This window comes from Methanooceanicella nereidis (genome assembly GCF_021023085.1).
Lineage (GTDB): Archaea > Halobacteriota > Methanocellia > Methanocellales > Methanocellaceae > Methanooceanicella > Methanooceanicella nereidis.
Window position 1 is genome coordinate 273,862 of sequence record NZ_PGCK01000002.1, and the last position, 14,336, is coordinate 288,197.

Annotated in this window: 13 protein-coding genes and 1 tRNA gene; 4 read left to right on the forward strand and 10 right to left on the reverse strand. The window is 45.3% G+C overall.

Annotation, left to right across the window (positions count from 1 at the left end; all coding sequences use genetic code 11):
• Positions 1-30 precede the first annotated feature (30 nt).
• The 4 genes from CUJ83_RS03540 to CUJ83_RS03555 all read right to left on the reverse strand — a co-directional run bounded on the left by CUJ83_RS03540 (position 31) and on the right by CUJ83_RS03555 (position 3,933).
• Positions 31-1,809: a histidine kinase N-terminal 7TM domain-containing protein gene (locus CUJ83_RS03540; protein ID WP_230740686.1), complete on the reverse strand. Its 1,779-nt coding sequence runs from the start codon at positions 1,807-1,809 to the stop codon at positions 31-33.
• Positions 1,806-1,949, reverse strand: coding sequence for a hypothetical protein (locus CUJ83_RS03545; RefSeq protein WP_230740688.1), 144 nt, complete (start codon positions 1,947-1,949; stop codon positions 1,806-1,808). Before CUJ83_RS03545 ends, CUJ83_RS03540 begins: the two co-directional genes overlap by 4 nt.
• A gap of 353 nt (positions 1,950-2,302) precedes the next feature.
• Positions 2,303-2,770: a flavodoxin family protein gene (locus tag CUJ83_RS03550; protein ID WP_230740690.1), complete on the reverse strand. Its 468-nt coding sequence runs from the start codon at positions 2,768-2,770 to the stop codon at positions 2,303-2,305.
• A 158-nt stretch (positions 2,771-2,928) separates the two neighbouring features.
• Entirely contained in the window at positions 2,929-3,933 is a 1,005-nt protein-coding gene (locus CUJ83_RS03555) for a prenyltransferase/squalene oxidase repeat-containing protein (RefSeq protein ID WP_230740692.1), read from the reverse strand.
• A 142-nt stretch (positions 3,934-4,075) separates the two neighbouring features.
• On the opposite strand from CUJ83_RS03555, the gene CUJ83_RS03560 reads away from it, so the two are divergent.
• Complete coding sequence (locus tag CUJ83_RS03560; protein WP_230740694.1) at positions 4,076-4,534, forward strand: hypothetical protein; 459 nt, start codon at positions 4,076-4,078, stop codon at positions 4,532-4,534.
• A 79-nt stretch (positions 4,535-4,613) separates the two neighbouring features.
• Positions 4,614-5,081 (forward strand): PAS domain S-box protein, encoded by a 468-nt coding sequence (locus tag CUJ83_RS03565; protein WP_230740697.1) that lies wholly within the window; start codon positions 4,614-4,616, stop codon positions 5,079-5,081.
• 388 nt (positions 5,082-5,469) lie between these two features.
• On the opposite strand, the gene CUJ83_RS03570 is transcribed toward CUJ83_RS03565, so the two are convergent.
• From CUJ83_RS03570 to CUJ83_RS03585, 4 genes are all read right to left on the reverse strand, one after another.
• Positions 5,470-5,553 (reverse strand) — tRNA-Ser (locus CUJ83_RS03570).
• Between the two features lie 174 nt (positions 5,554-5,727).
• Positions 5,728-6,738: a YkgJ family cysteine cluster protein gene (locus CUJ83_RS03575; RefSeq protein WP_230740699.1), complete on the reverse strand. Its 1,011-nt coding sequence runs from the start codon at positions 6,736-6,738 to the stop codon at positions 5,728-5,730.
• Positions 6,739-7,935: 1,197 nt separating this feature from the next.
• A complete protein-coding gene (locus tag CUJ83_RS03580; RefSeq protein ID WP_230740701.1) occupies positions 7,936-8,628 on the reverse strand; it encodes a SprT family zinc-dependent metalloprotease in 693 nt (230 codons plus the stop codon).
• Between the two features lie 355 nt (positions 8,629-8,983).
• Positions 8,984-9,745 (reverse strand): sugar phosphate isomerase/epimerase family protein, encoded by a 762-nt coding sequence (locus tag CUJ83_RS03585; RefSeq protein ID WP_230740703.1) that lies wholly within the window; start codon positions 9,743-9,745, stop codon positions 8,984-8,986.
• A 164-nt stretch (positions 9,746-9,909) separates the two neighbouring features.
• On the opposite strand from CUJ83_RS03585, the gene CUJ83_RS03590 reads away from it, so the two are divergent.
• Positions 9,910-10,416, forward strand: coding sequence for a hypothetical protein (locus CUJ83_RS03590; protein ID WP_230740705.1), 507 nt, complete (start codon positions 9,910-9,912; stop codon positions 10,414-10,416).
• Positions 10,417-10,981: 565 nt separating this feature from the next.
• Here the strand turns inward: CUJ83_RS03590 and CUJ83_RS03595 are convergent.
• Together CUJ83_RS03595 and CUJ83_RS03600 are read right to left on the reverse strand one after the other, a co-directional pair.
• Positions 10,982-12,247 (reverse strand): MFS transporter, encoded by a 1,266-nt coding sequence (locus CUJ83_RS03595; protein ID WP_230740707.1) that lies wholly within the window; start codon positions 12,245-12,247, stop codon positions 10,982-10,984.
• 218 nt (positions 12,248-12,465) lie between these two features.
• Positions 12,466-13,656 carry an MFS transporter gene (locus tag CUJ83_RS03600; protein WP_230740709.1) on the reverse strand — a complete coding sequence of 397 codons (1,191 nt, stop codon included), beginning with the start codon at positions 13,654-13,656 and terminating at the stop codon, positions 12,466-12,468.
• A gap of 288 nt (positions 13,657-13,944) precedes the next feature.
• Here CUJ83_RS03600 and CUJ83_RS03605 point away from each other — a divergent pair, with 288 nt between their 5' ends.
• A complete protein-coding gene (locus CUJ83_RS03605; protein WP_230740711.1) occupies positions 13,945-14,130 on the forward strand; it encodes a DUF1328 domain-containing protein in 186 nt (61 codons plus the stop codon).
• The last annotated feature ends 206 nt before the right edge of the window (positions 14,131-14,336 follow it).

Here is a 14,336-nt window from a genome sequence, read left to right on the forward strand (position 1 = left end):
TATACCCTGCCACTATTATGGCAGGATATTTTACTCCTTATTTTTATTAAAAGTGATTATGAACGTAGCCCCTTTACGATCAGGGTACTCTATATTCCCTTTAAGCTGTTCTGTCAGAGTGACCACAAGCTGCAAGCCCAGCGAATCAGTATTCCGGAAATCCATGCCTGCGGGCAATCCTACGCCGTCATCGCTTACGACAAGCCTGTACAGGTCATTCTCGCAACACATTGACACGCAAATTCTGCCGGATCCCGTATCTTTAAACGCATACTTCAGGCTGTTAGAGACCAGTTCGTTAATTATCAGGCCGCAGGGGATGGCGGTATCGATATCCAGGAAGACATTATCTATGTCCGTATCGACCTCAATGCCCGGGTAAAGTGCATAAGAGCGCTTTAAAGATACGATAAGGCTTCTGACATACTCCTTGAAGTCGATCCGGGCCAGGTCTCTGGACAGGTAAAGTCTCTCATGGATCAAGGCCATGGACTTGATACGGCCCTGAGTGTCTCTCAGGTGTGCGCTGGTATTTTCATTGATCGTATTCAGTGCCTGCAGGCTCATGAGACTGGAAATGATCTGAAGGTTGTTCTTTACCCTGTGGTGTATCTCTTTAAGCAGTAGCTCCTTTTCTTTCAAAGATATCTCAAGGCACTCTTCGGCGCGCTTACGTTCTGCTATTTCCGCATGTAATGCCTCGTTGGACAGCCGTAGCGCTTCTTCGATATGCGTCCTTTCGATCACCTCGGCCTGAAGTGACTCGTTCGACCGCTTTATCTCCTCTTCTGCGAGCTTGCGTTTTGTAATATCCCGCAAGGTGATAAGCCTGCCGTAATACTTTCCGCTGCCGCCGCATAGAGGAGATGTATGTATCTCGATCCATGATGGTTCTTGATGGCCGTTGATCAATATCTCTGAAGACCCCTCTTTGTCACTGCGGCAATAATCGACGAGCTCAGGCCATTTCGTCAGAACGGTATCTACAGGCTGCTCGATCGAAGACTCCGCAGCTCCGAGCATCTTCATTGCGGCAGGATTCAGATCGACGATATCTCCCTCATTGCTTAATACCATCACACCGTCGGCCATACTGTTGACCAGGACCTCTCTTGCCACCGGCTTGATATCAAACAGCCGCTGCCCGAAAATACTCCAGGTGTAAAGCAAGATCGTAATGCCCATGGCGACGGGCGTAATATCTATGTCAGCCCAGGGATTGAACCTCACCATCCAGAATATGCTCGTTATCATCGGCATCATCGTGCCCAGCAATAACGCCGCAGCCTTAAGGAAATTCTTTTTATAGGATCTTATTACGGTCCATATCAGTAACACGAACCCTGCAAGCAAGAGTATATAGGTGTATATAAAATTGGCCCACAGGCCGGCGCCATGGTTAAAGACCACCAGGTCTTGATGCCCTGGTCTTAGCCATATAAGCCCATGCAATTCGTTCGTTATCGCAAGTAGGATTATAATTACAGGTACGACACAGATCAGCATAGTTTTCTTTGTTATAGGCCAGCGATCGCGATATCCGTAATCAAGGACAAATAACAGCCACAGCGGGCCTGCCCATGTGACCGATATGTATGATAGCAGCGAGAACATTTCACTGACGTCCTCACTCATTGCGGCAGGTTCCCCCATGGTCACAAGCGCCCAAAAGGAAACTGCGGCCATCAATATTGAAAAATAGGTTCCGCCGGGGACTTTACGGCGCTTCCATGTATAATGTCCCAGTATAGCGGCCATGATGGATATAATAATATAGCCTAGACTATTGAGCGATAAATCAAGGATCAATATAGTCCCTCCCGTACACCTGGCCATGGATCATGCCTGGCAAAATACCCGGAGGTGATCCCCATACTTCCGCTATATGATATTTTAATATCTCCTGCGTTTTTAATACGAATGAACGATGAAGCGATGACGGATAGCATCTTTCATACCACAATTATTCCATATTGTTACCGGGAGTCATGCAATAAGCGAGACCATAATAATCGGTCGGCTAATATTAGTTTATATAAGATATATAGGTTTATATTGCATTTTCTTTGCATTTCTGAAATTATTTGTTTATATTTTTTAAAAATTAAGAACGAATAAGTTATATTCAATATGGAGATATTTAGTAAATAATAAAAGCGCAGCAGGCCGTTTATGTGCCAGGGGCATTTCTAGCACGGATATAATTAGCATGATCATTGGAAAGTAAAGGGCAGTCAAATATTGAAAACTAATGAACACTTAAAAATATATGAAAATTTTGTAAAAAAATAAAAAGGAATAGTTAAAATGATCCGCTCAATTTTTCTACCACATCTTCGATATTTTTCTCGACGCCCGTCTTCTTCCAGATCACTATCCCCGTAGCGCCCACTGTTCCGCCTCTGGATTCGCAGGCTTTTTTCATCTGAGAGATGGCACGGTTCCCGCCCGTCCAGTAAAAGGGCAGGCCTTTAGTGACAAAACATGCGATCTTTTTACCTTGAAGCGATGGAAGCTGTTTCAGATATGCCGCCATCACGGGCGAAACAGAAAATGCCTGTACTGGAGCGCCTAATACCAGGGCGTCGTATGCGCTTAGGTCCGGAAGCTTATCGAACCGGATGTTCTTTGCGTCTCTTTGTTCGCCGCCCGCGGGAGCTATACGTTCAATATTTACCGAATGCCCTGCCGTTGATAGCTTATCCTGAAGCTTTTGTGCCACTGTAAACGTATTACCTGTCTGAGAATGAACAATGATACCGATTTTCATAATTGATCTCCTTAAATATTAACCGTTTAATTATTAAGTCTTTATCTAGAAGGAAATGATAATAGACGTTCAAAAAAATGATGGCAGAGCATTGTGAATTCCAGAATTATCTTATTACCGGCCCTTCTTTTGGGTTATTAAAAATGAAAATAGTATTTTCAGTAATACTCCTTTATGACCCGTATAGCGTTTAAGGTGACCCATTTGCTCTGTTTGCCTTTTTGTTCGATGTCTACCTGGAAACGACCGTTAAAAGTATTTTCCAGTACCCATTTGCCATGCTTGTCCTGCTTAGATATCAAAATGTCCATTGCATCCTGCATTCTATCATCCCTGCAGCCAAGGCCGGTCAATATCCCCAGGATCTCCAGAATGTCCGTTTGATACATCAGCGGGAACCCTAACTTCTTCCAGCCGGGTTTTGAAACACGGCTCAAATCATGGCTTTTTTTGTATATATGATGGATGAGCAGGTATTCCATACCGTTTTCTATAGTCGTTTTCACATCAGCGGACCGTTCATTCTCAGGGATTTCCGCCAGTGCCTTTAACGCCTTTACTACACCCATGTGGCAGGTGTGTTTTCCCCAGCATGCATCAGATCGATCATAGGGCCAGCCTGTCGGGAGTGCTGTTATTCCATCATCGAAACGCTGATATGTCGTGATCCACTTGATCCCGTCCTGAAGACGCGGGTCGTCTAAAAATCCTAGCCTTATCAGGCTCCGGACCATATTACCGGTCAGACAGGGAATAACTTCGCTGTGCCTGCCTCCGCCGTTTTTTACGCTAACCGACATGGAGAAACCGCCGCTTTCCCTGTCCTGTGAATTATTTAGAATGAACTCGCATGCTTTTTTGACCCGGGAATCCTTTTCGCCTGCCCCGAGTTCTGCAAGGATAATGACCTGCCATACGGTCCCCGTATACTTGGCCGTGTAAAATCGCTTAGGGTCAACCCAGTATCCTTCATCGTCCTGTTTCTCTAAGATTGCCGGCACAATGCCGGTCTTCATGATATCCTGTTTAGCATCCGTTACTTCGGGATCGTTCTCAGGCCTATCTAAAATATCACGTAAAGTAAAATACCTGACAGAAGGGTTTTCCTTTTCTAGCAGCCAGTCAACGGGATCGCCGTTCAGGACGGATCTCCAATCACTCATGTTTTTCTTTTAGACTGGATTTGATGATTAAATTTCCGCACATATCATTATTTCTGGCAACTGACAGGATAAGTCAGTCACATAACTTGCAGACATAAATAAATATTACTGATACAGAATTGAGCATGAAAAAGGTACCATTATGCGTTATGATGAATTCGAGCGATTACTCTCTAAACTGAACATTTCCGTTATCCCTAAGGACAAAAAACGTATACGAGGCTATGATGTCGATACGTACAGGACAATGGCTAAACAAACTGAGAAAATAGATTTTGACTGCTGTGACGGCAACAGCTTTTGCAGATACATTCATGTCAACGGCGTCGGATGCTGCGCGGATTGTGTCGATACTTTAGGGCACTGGAAGAGAGAGGACGGTACTCTTGACGATGATTCTGCCAGAATGATGGCCGAGTATTGCGACCTGCACGATGGGTTCTGCCGCGACGGGACGGGATGCATATTACCCAGAGAACTGCGAAGCCCTGTATGCCTGTATCACATATGTTCGGATGCGAAGATGACGGAAGAGGAAAAAGACCTGCTTCATAAAATAAAATGTGGTATAGACGGGAGTTATCGTGATCCGGGAGAATGATAATAATTTGATTATCGTACAATAAAATAAATATATTTATATATTTTGTTTATTTTCTGTCCATAGGGATGATATGAAAATGTCAGTGAGTATATTGTCGATCATTCTTGGATTGTTCAATGAACGAGGCGGTCCGAAAATTCAGGATATAAGCACAATGCCGTCCTCGACGGAAAGAGGAACGGACTGCTGCGAGATAGTCGAAAACGCCAACAGTATCATCTTGACCTGGGATACTCAGGGAAAGATCATGTACATGAACAAGTTCGGGCAGCAATTTTTCGGCTATACCAGCGACGAGTTAGTCGGGAAAAGCATAATCGGTAAGATCCTTCCTGAGATGTCACGTCCGGGAAAAAGTTCCGCTGACATGATCAAAGATATTCTTAAAAATCCGGAGCAGTACGTTTCGAATGATGCAGATGAGAATATCAAGAAAAGCGGTGAGCGAGTCAGGCTCCTGTGGTCAAATAAAGTGATAAGGAACAGGAAAGGAGATATCGTCAAGATAATATCGGTCGGAAATGTCCCGAAAGAATATCTCTGATCCGTACGACTGTATGAATTTTTTTAAGACCGGGAAAATAAACAGAATAACCCGGCCAATTTTATCTACCTATTAGTTTCAATTTGTTTTTCAATAAAGTATCCGCGGTCGGCGAGGCGTTTTGGGTTTGCCCGAGCAAAGCGAGGGATGCGTAGATTGCAGGGTAATGGACGCCGCCTCAGTCGGCGTCGCTTAGGGCTTGCGAGCGAGCATTCTGCGAAGCAGAAATGCGAGCGGGGTGCAAGCCCGGCCCTGACATCGAAGCACCCAAAACGACGAGTAGCGAGCGAACAAAGTGAGCGAGCGTCGAACCCGCGAACAAAAACATAATAGAAAAATACTAAAAGATACGTATCCAAGCCATACGGCCGGATACTTCAATAAAGAGCGCCGTGGGGGCGATTTGAACGCCCGAGCCCCGAGGGGCACAGGTTTAGCAAACCTGCTCCATACCAGGCTTGGATACCACGACATATAGAAGAAATGCGAACCCTAATCTACTCTAATAGTATTTAATATTTTCCGGTTTCAAAAGATACCGGACATTCTATACATTTTTATCAGGCTAATATTAATAGTTTTGGTAATCCAGTTACCATTAAAAACCCATACGGCAAGTCGAAATGATTTACAGGCACTTCAAGCCTCAAACATTGACGCTCAGGCTAAACCCTACCGCCTGAGTCTCTTCGCTGTTCTCCGGCAGGAAGAACACATAAAGCGGCATAGTCCCGTTCTGTGTTACTTTTTCAAGCGTCTCTTTATCGACCTCGAACTGGAAGCCGATAACGGCCTTCCCGGCAGAAGAGCCATGTAAAGCATTGATCAGATAGATGTCAGGTAAAATCTTAAGGCTTATAGCAAAAGTCCGGGCAACATCCATGTTGCCGCTTTCCACAAGCGACCTTAAAGCAGTATATGCGTCAACGTTAGTTTTCAGCACCAGGTATTTTCCCATACATCCGCCTTCTCCGACCGACATATGCGATGGCGGGTCCAGTATCGAAATGCCCGAACCCCATACGAGAGCCTGTAAAGACATCGCTATACGCGAATAAAGGATCTCAGTGTTAAGCTGGGCGAAAACATCCCCGGGGTCCTCGAGATATTTTTTTGCGATCCCCCTGACGGCAGTGTCATCCATATAGTGCTGTGCCGCGCTATAGGGTATGGACATGTCGACAGCGCCCTCCGTGCTTATCAGGTTATAGTAAGCGTCGTCCACCCAGTAAGAGATCGTCTGGTCAATAAGTAATTCCAGATCCCCTAAAAGTACGTCATCGTTATCCAGTTTATTAAGTCCGCATGTAGACTCGAGCATCGGGTATTTTTCATGCACGAACGCCTTCATATCCGATACTTTTGTCCTGTACGCCCTCATTGGATAAGCCCTGCATGCGAACGGCCTTGCCCCATGGACGCTACACAGCCCATCCTTCAAGAACGGGCAGGCATGATCTATTGTCCGGATATACATATGCACTTCGGGATTAAGGTTAGTAGCCCCGAGCTCACAGTATTCATTGAAAAACTCGACCGGGGACATACCCAGGTGCTCCGCAAGCCTGTAAAGCTCAAAGGTCGTTAATTGCACGAGATCCTGGTTGGCGCAGCACTGGCCGCACATCTCACATTCGAACGTATCATGAACACGCATAGGCTACTCACTTTAATGTCAATGATGCCTCTTGATTGAAATAGTTTTGTTAATACGTTGATTCATAATGCGTGTGAACATGCCCGTTGTTCCCGGGCTTAATGCATCTTCATCTTAAAGACTCAAAGGACATCTCAAAGAACTCAACGTATATTTAAAAAAACTTTGAGATCTTTCAGTCTTCTTTGAGTCTTAGTAGTTTCGGTGTGTGTTTGTACCGGTTGGTTTTTTGTGGGTGTTCTCATAAAGAAACTTTTTGATGGTCATTGAAAAAGACGTGCATGTAACATTCATTATGGGATCGATGTTCTGCCGTGATGCCTGTCGGATGGCAGGCAGACACGTAACCTCACAGAAACACGGAAACACAAAAATTTTTTTAGAATTTTAAGATCACGAAAACCCTAAGGTTCACTCACCAAACCACAAAGGGCTCCAGTATCACCGTCAACGCACTAAAGTCTCAAATGCACGGCTTAATGCTCGAAGCGCTCTAATTCACCAACGCTAAAACAAGACACGAACATTCTCCAAAAACACTAAATTTTAACTGCACGGTTGACGCTTACACGACTAATAAATCTGTTATAGGTCGGGCGAACACAGACCGGGATATTAGACTTTCGTGCCCCTTGGAGAATGTTCGGGCCTTGTTTTAGCGTTGGTGACTTAGAGAATGTTGGTGCGTTCAGCCGAGCGTTAGAGGTGTTAGTGCGTTGACGGTGATACTAGAGCCCTTCGTGGTTTAGTGAGTAAACTCTTAGTGCTTTTTGAGCCCTTAAAAAATCATAAAAAAAATTTTGTGTTTCCGTGTTTTTGTGAGGTTACGTGTCTACCTGCCATCCGACAGGCACAACCATAAAAACATCATCTCAAAGACCATTGAGTAAAACACGTTCTTTCATCCTTAAAACCTGAACAAGACCCCGCACATCAAAGATTTTGTGTATTTTTTATTTTGGTGGTTGGTTATAGCAAGTGGTGTAGGGTGTTGTTTATGGTGTTTTTATGAAAACAACAACCAACAAAAAACCAGGACAAACCCCACCGAAACTACTGAGACTCAAAGATGAGAATGAATTACTCCAATAAGCTTCCTGCAGGATTAAAATCAATAAAAACCTATCAAACGATTAACTATCCTATTTACGGGACAAGACACCATGCCAGTCAATACACAATAAGAAAAATATGATATCAGGCTTTATTCCTGACAAGTTCCATCAGGCAGGTGTTGTCGAAATCATCAGGGTTACAAACGGCGCAGGAGTGCTTTTCAGTCCAGCGCTTATATCTCCTGACTTCACGGCCGCATTTTATACACCTGTAAACGTTTATCTTGGGCCGGACTTTTTTCCGGAACTCGTTAAGAGGCATGTCGATCTGGTCTTTGTTGACCTTGATGAGCATCGTCTCATCAGACGTGCCGTCGCATGAATCACAATACTCTACGCTTCTCAGAGGCCTGTAAGTGGAGATAGTCTGGCCGCAATTCCTGCACCTGTAATGCCATTTCTCCCGTTCCACGTAAAGATCGTTGGTCCTGGCGCTCGGAGATACCCCCATCTTCTTGCACGCCTCCCTAAAATTCTCTCCGCGGTGACCTCTTTCTCCATAAAAATGATAGGCATAAATGTGGGCTATCTCGTGTTTTAAGACCTCGTCAAGTGTCTCCCACCCGTACTTCTCGAGATATCTTGAGGATAACACGATGCCCAGCGGATTGCTGTGCGCATATCCAATGCGGCTGTAAAGCCGGTCGCTGATGCGCACCATGATATCCGGTATTTCGTTATCAAAGTAATCTGAGTTAATTGCGCAAAAACGTTCTCTTGTATCCAGCAAATATTCGTTTAAGTTCTGCATCTTTGCATCATTATCGTTTTCCATTCACTCACCTTTCATTTTTGAAAAGCGGTCTTACCGATGTATATCCGCACGAGATGTGTATACCGCCATTATAGCGGGAATACCGGTACCTCTACAAGACGCCAATGCCGCTCAGGACATTTGACATCACATACTTATACAAACCCATTTATTAACTTTGTCGTAAAATGGCCAAAAATTTCGATATATTATTGATTGAATAGCAATAAAAAGAAAAATAAATCGATGGGGACGATAATGTTTATATATACGTATTTTTTCCTTTTTTATAAAAATATACGTCAGGCCGGTTTCAGTAAAGATTTAATAAAATATTGCCGGCATCATCATAAATAGCTAAAACGGCCCTTGGAGCCTAAAGCAAGGCATTGCGGATGTTATCCCGCGCGCGCAGCACTTTCTGGTAATCGCTTAGCTCGATTATCATGCGGTCATGTCCCCTGAGCATGCCCAGGTCCAGAATACCGTCTCCTGGACAGAGATGCTGGTCCTTTAAGCCGTCATTGTCATTAACATGGAGATACGAGATCCCGTCTATCTCTAAAAATCTTTGAGGCTCCGGACAGGTAATGGCGTGGCCGACATCAATGGTCACCCCGCACCCGCATTTTTTCTGGAACTCGGCCAGTGTCACGGGATCGGTACAGAGATAGGTCTCCCTGTTCGGCATATTCTCTATGGAAAGCGTAACTCCCGCGGACCTCGCGCGGTCCCCGGCCTCGCCAAGCACCTGCATGGCCGCCTGTTCGCAAAACTCCCTTATGCGCGGCATGGGCTTATGGACTATGCCGGGATGGGTGGTCACGAACTTTGCGTTTATCTCCACAGCCATTTCTATCGACTCTATTAGCTGTTTTAGCGTTTCCTCTCGTATACCCCGGTTAACGCTCGCCGGGTTCAGGTCGATGGTCGGGGAATGCATGTAAATCTCGACATTTTTATCACCCATATTTTTGAGAGTTTCCCACTTCTTTTCTCTTGGCCACATAGGCCCCTCGCAGAGTATCTCGAGCGCGTTAAAACCATCGCTCATAGCTGTCTCTACCCAGGTATCCGGTGGGCTCATGAACAATGCAAGAGTGGAAAACCCCAGGCGTAAACCGGAATGCATCGCCATGATAGAATGGTATGGCCTCAAAGGATTATAACGTTACGCTACCCCAAACACGACTTATTGTATATATTCCAGGTAACTATTCGCCGATTCTGCGGATTAACCATATGGCTTTGCAGATGAACCATAGAAATGAAATATATCAAAAAAATAGGAGCAATACCTTATTGAAGCCCAAGACGATAGCATTCATGATCATCCTGAGCATTATCATGACATCAGGCTGTACCTTCTCGAGCCAGGATACCGGCGAATCCGGGGATACGGGGATAAGATACGTGGAGGAGTATTGCCAGGGCCTTGAGCATCACTTGAGTGCAAAAGAATATTTTGATGCAGGGACCGACCTCTGGGATTCTGGAGACCTGGACCGGGCTATCGACCAATACCAGGAATCAAAGCGAGAATACTCCATTGCTGGTGCCCATTATATGAAAATGAAGGATCATGCGAGCGAATGGAATGAACTTAATTTTGCGGAAAGCCTGACAATGTACACCGATACTATGATAAACGCGTCGAACTGTTTTATCCTGGCCGGAAATGAATACAGGGAGAATGATGAGACTGCTGGAGACCAGTACTTTATGGACGGACAGAGACTTGTAAGCCAGAGCAGTGTAATGCTGAACAGGTCGCTTGAACTGATACCCGAATGGCTAAAGGGAAGCTAAAATAAAACATATTTGATATATTACATGGTTTTTAGGTATACCCCTTTCATTCCATTTACCAAAATAGGCACAAAGGCAACAAAGGAACACAAAACTGCCAACCACAAAGCGCACAAAGGCAAACAAGGAACACTAAACTGCCAACCACAAAGCGCACAAAGGCAAACAAGGAACACTAAACTGCCAACCACAAAGCGCACAAAGGCGAACAAGGAACACAAAACTGCCAACCACAAAGCGCACAAAGGCAAACAAGGAACACAAAACTGCCAACCACAAAGCGCACAAAGGCGAACAAGGAACACAAAAGACTTTTTTAGAAGATGATCATATACTAAAAAAATTTGTGTACCTTACTAGCCTTCGTGCGCTTCGTGGTTAACAGTCTAGTGTACCTTACTCGCCTTCGTGCGCTTCGTGGTTAACAGTATAGTGTACCTTACTCGCCTTCGTGCGCTTAGTGGTAAAAAATCGTGTGCATCAGCGCCGGTGAAATGAATGTTATAATGAGTTCTTCTAACGCCAATGACCATTAATTTAAGTAAAGGTCGCTTAAAGTTAAAAATCAGGAGCCCGACGTGGTTTCCACGTTGACCTTGACAGGCTCCGCATGGCTATCCTCATACTTTTTGAAGAACCTGAAGTACAGCAGCGCGGCGGCAGTATACAGTCCGCATGCTGCGATGTACGGCAGCACATAGGAGCCGCTCGACATCAGAGTCCCCGCTATCATTGTGCTGGCAGCTATCGATATATAGCTGCCCATGGAGGTCAGGCTGGAAACCGATGCCATCTCATCCTCTTTTACGATCTCCATAGAGAAGCTGTTGCTTATGGGCATCGACATGTTCATGAACAGCATCCTAAGCACATATGCAGAACCGACCAGGAACAGGTTAGTCGATATCGCCATTATTATAAGGAACGGTATTGAGATCATGTAGGTGAGCGAGATGGTCTTGACCTTCCCGAACTTTTTGACCAGGTAAGGGACAGCCACGGCGCCAATCACCATCGATGCCTGGGCAAGTGCGAATATGACTCCGATCTCATTGGGGCTGGCAGCCAGTATCCTGTTAAAGTAGACGTTGAAGAACGGCACTATAAGCCCGGCCCCGAGGCCTATAAGACAGCTTATCATGACAAGTTTTTTTACCCGGTCAGACTCGGCCATCTTCTTTATCATGACCCTGATGTCCCGCGGCTTGGCGCAAGCGCTCTTTTTATCATTGATGAACACCAGAGGCAGCACCGATACCGTCGCCAGTATCAGCGAAATGAACAGGGTATATCGGTATGAGCTGATGCCGGTGCCGTCTATGCCGAATATCATGTTCCATAGCTGGGGCAGATAGCCGCCTACGGCAGTTCCCAGCACTGTCGCGACAAGGAACAGCGTGAAGTTGACGCTGAACAGGTATATGCGGTCGTCGGCGTTACTGTTCTGGACAAGGAACGGCGAGGATATGACGGCCGGCACGGTCGCAAATATCCCGCTCATTACGCTCAGGATAAGCAGTATCTCCTGGGACGTGACCGTATATAGCAGGTACATTGTCACCGAGGTCAGTAATCCCGAGATTACAAGGCTTTTCTTACATCCGATACGATCGCATATCTGGGCTGCCGGGAATGCGAACAGGCCGGTCGCGATCATGGTCGCCGCGATGATCAGCCCTAAAAATCTTTCGTTGTATCCCAGCTTTAGTATGTAAAGGTTGAAGATAACGTTGGTGATCCCGATGCATAACGATGAAAGGAACGTCGAGGTCAGGAACATTCGTGCGTTCGGTGAAAACTTCTTAACGGCTTCAATGTAGTCGCGTATCAAATATCAACCCTACCTTTTATTAAGTTTTTAAATCTAAGATAATTAACATATTTTGTGGTTTTTTCGATTTTAGTACCAAATATACAGGCAACCATAGATTTTAATGATAATATAAATCCTTTTTACTATGCAAGCTAAAATTTAAACGCATATAATAAAATAATGTATTAGTTTGGTATTAATTGATAACAGGGCATAAGCGCTAACACCCATACAGATCATATGGCCGCGGAGGGCTGTGAAAGGTTATCATGCATGACGGGAGCGGCCTTTTCAGCGTTCCTGAAATAATGATACATGAGACACGCGGCAAGAATGTAAGCCGCACACGTGATCCAGTAGGGCAATATATAATTGCCACCGGCCATAAGCAGGCCTCCGGCGTAGGTGCTGACACATAGCGCCAGGCTGTTGCCGGTAGACATTACGCCCACTGCAAGCCCCCTTTCCTCTGCCTTTAACTGTTCCATCTGAAAGCTTGTCGTGGCTGGCCCCGCGACATTCATCAGGAACATGCGCGCGACATATGAAGTGGACGCTATCATGAAATTATTCGTCGCTGCCATCATGATAAGAAACGGCACGGACGACATCTCCGTTATTACGGATGACCTGACCTTGCCTATCTTTTTCACAAGCCATGGGATAGCCATGAAACCCATGACCATCAGGATGTCCGCCGCGGCGAATACGATGCCGATCTCAAAGACGCCTGCGTTCAGCACTTTCGTGAAGTATACATTGAAGTATGGCACGATCATGCCGGAACCGGTGCCTATGAGCATGCTTATCGCGGTGAACTTTTTTACGTTGGGCGATAGCTTGAATCCCCTAAATGTGAGTTTATTGACGGGCTTAAGCTCGCTCCTGTCTTTCATAAAGAGAAGCAGGATACATCCCGGTATGAGCAGAAAGGCCGCGGCGAGAAGAGTGAGACGATGGCTGCCCATGTTCGCCAGTGCAGGAATATGCACCCATATTCCGGACAGGACACCGCTTATCGCGCATCCTGCGACTGACGCGGTCCAGCTCAGTGCCGAGTTAGCGCTGAATACCCGGACAGAGTTTTTCCCGACGTTATTCTCAATAAGGAATGGCGCTACACATACTGCGCTAACGGAATTGAAAACGCCTCCGATGCCGCAGAACAGGAGCAGTAATACGGGGGAATCGGTAAGGAATATGGGGAATACCGTTGCGGCAGACAGGAAGCTGGATACTACCATTGATCTTCTCCTTCCGACCCGATCGCATAAAATTCCTGCCGGTATAGATGTCAATGAGGATGCGAGAAGCGTGACGGACAGCAGCAGCCCGAGAAAATCCTCCCGGAACCCGAGGTCAAGGATATACAGGTTGAACACGACCCCATACACGCCGGCGTAAAGGCTGATGATGAAAGTCCTCAACAGGAATAGTTTTACATCGATATTAAAATTAAAAAGTTCTCGAAAATAATTTCCGATTATACATGTACCCCCGGTGGAGCAAGTGTAGTGTGTCAGGGCTATGATACTTTAAATCTTTCTGCATGCCCTGCCAGCCTTTAGTAGCAATTACAGGCATTTGCTAAGGGGATTTACAGGTAAACCTGATTTATGATATTATTAAAAAAATCGATACTTGTTTCCGGTGATAAATAAAATATCAATTTATATTTATTGACATATTACTCTTTTTCGGAAAATGGTGATGATATGGACCTTATATGGTTAGCGGTTATATTTCTAATACTGGCATTTGTGGCATATGTATTGGGTGCAAGAGGCGTGGCTGGCTTTAGTGTCGAGATCGCAAAGTGGCTGGTCATAATCTTTGTCATACTGGCAATAATAACCATATTATTCGGCGGCAGAGTATTTTTAGCCGGAATGCTGGTATAGAGCAAAATTCTTTAAATTTTTTTATATCATGCCTTCCTTAGTGCTCTGTCCCGTTAATTCAATGGCCCGTCAGTTTATTATCGGACAGGTTTTCAATGTTAGTGAACTTGCAGGCAGTATATTGGTGCAATGGATTTTTATCAAAGGCTCAAATGACATCTCAAAGCTATTTTATTAAATGAAACGTTGTGCTCTTTGAGCCGTCT

What these genes read in the sequence shown, in the direction of transcription:
- CUJ83_RS03545 (WP_230740688.1), bottom strand. Translation starts at nt 1,949, where the DNA reads ATGCTATCCGTCATCGCTTCATCGTTCATTCGTATTAAAAACGCAGGA.
- CUJ83_RS03550 (WP_230740690.1), bottom strand. Translation starts at nt 2,770, where the DNA reads ATGAAAATCGGTATCATTGTTCATTCTCAGACAGGTAATACGTTTACA.
- CUJ83_RS03555 (WP_230740692.1), bottom strand. Translation starts at nt 3,933, where the DNA reads ATGAGTGATTGGAGATCCGTCCTGAACGGCGATCCCGTTGACTGGCTG.
- CUJ83_RS03560 (WP_230740694.1), top strand. Translation starts at nt 4,076, where the DNA reads ATGCGTTATGATGAATTCGAGCGATTACTCTCTAAACTGAACATTTCC.
- CUJ83_RS03565 (WP_230740697.1), top strand. Translation starts at nt 4,614, where the DNA reads ATGTCAGTGAGTATATTGTCGATCATTCTTGGATTGTTCAATGAACGA.
- CUJ83_RS03575 (WP_230740699.1), bottom strand. Translation starts at nt 6,738, where the DNA reads ATGCGTGTTCATGATACGTTCGAATGTGAGATGTGCGGCCAGTGCTGC.
- CUJ83_RS03580 (WP_230740701.1), bottom strand. Translation starts at nt 8,628, where the DNA reads ATGGAAAACGATAATGATGCAAAGATGCAGAACTTAAACGAATATTTG.
- CUJ83_RS03585 (WP_230740703.1), bottom strand. Translation starts at nt 9,745, where the DNA reads ATGGCGATGCATTCCGGTTTACGCCTGGGGTTTTCCACTCTTGCATTG.
- CUJ83_RS03605 (WP_230740711.1), top strand. Translation starts at nt 13,945, where the DNA reads ATGGACCTTATATGGTTAGCGGTTATATTTCTAATACTGGCATTTGTG.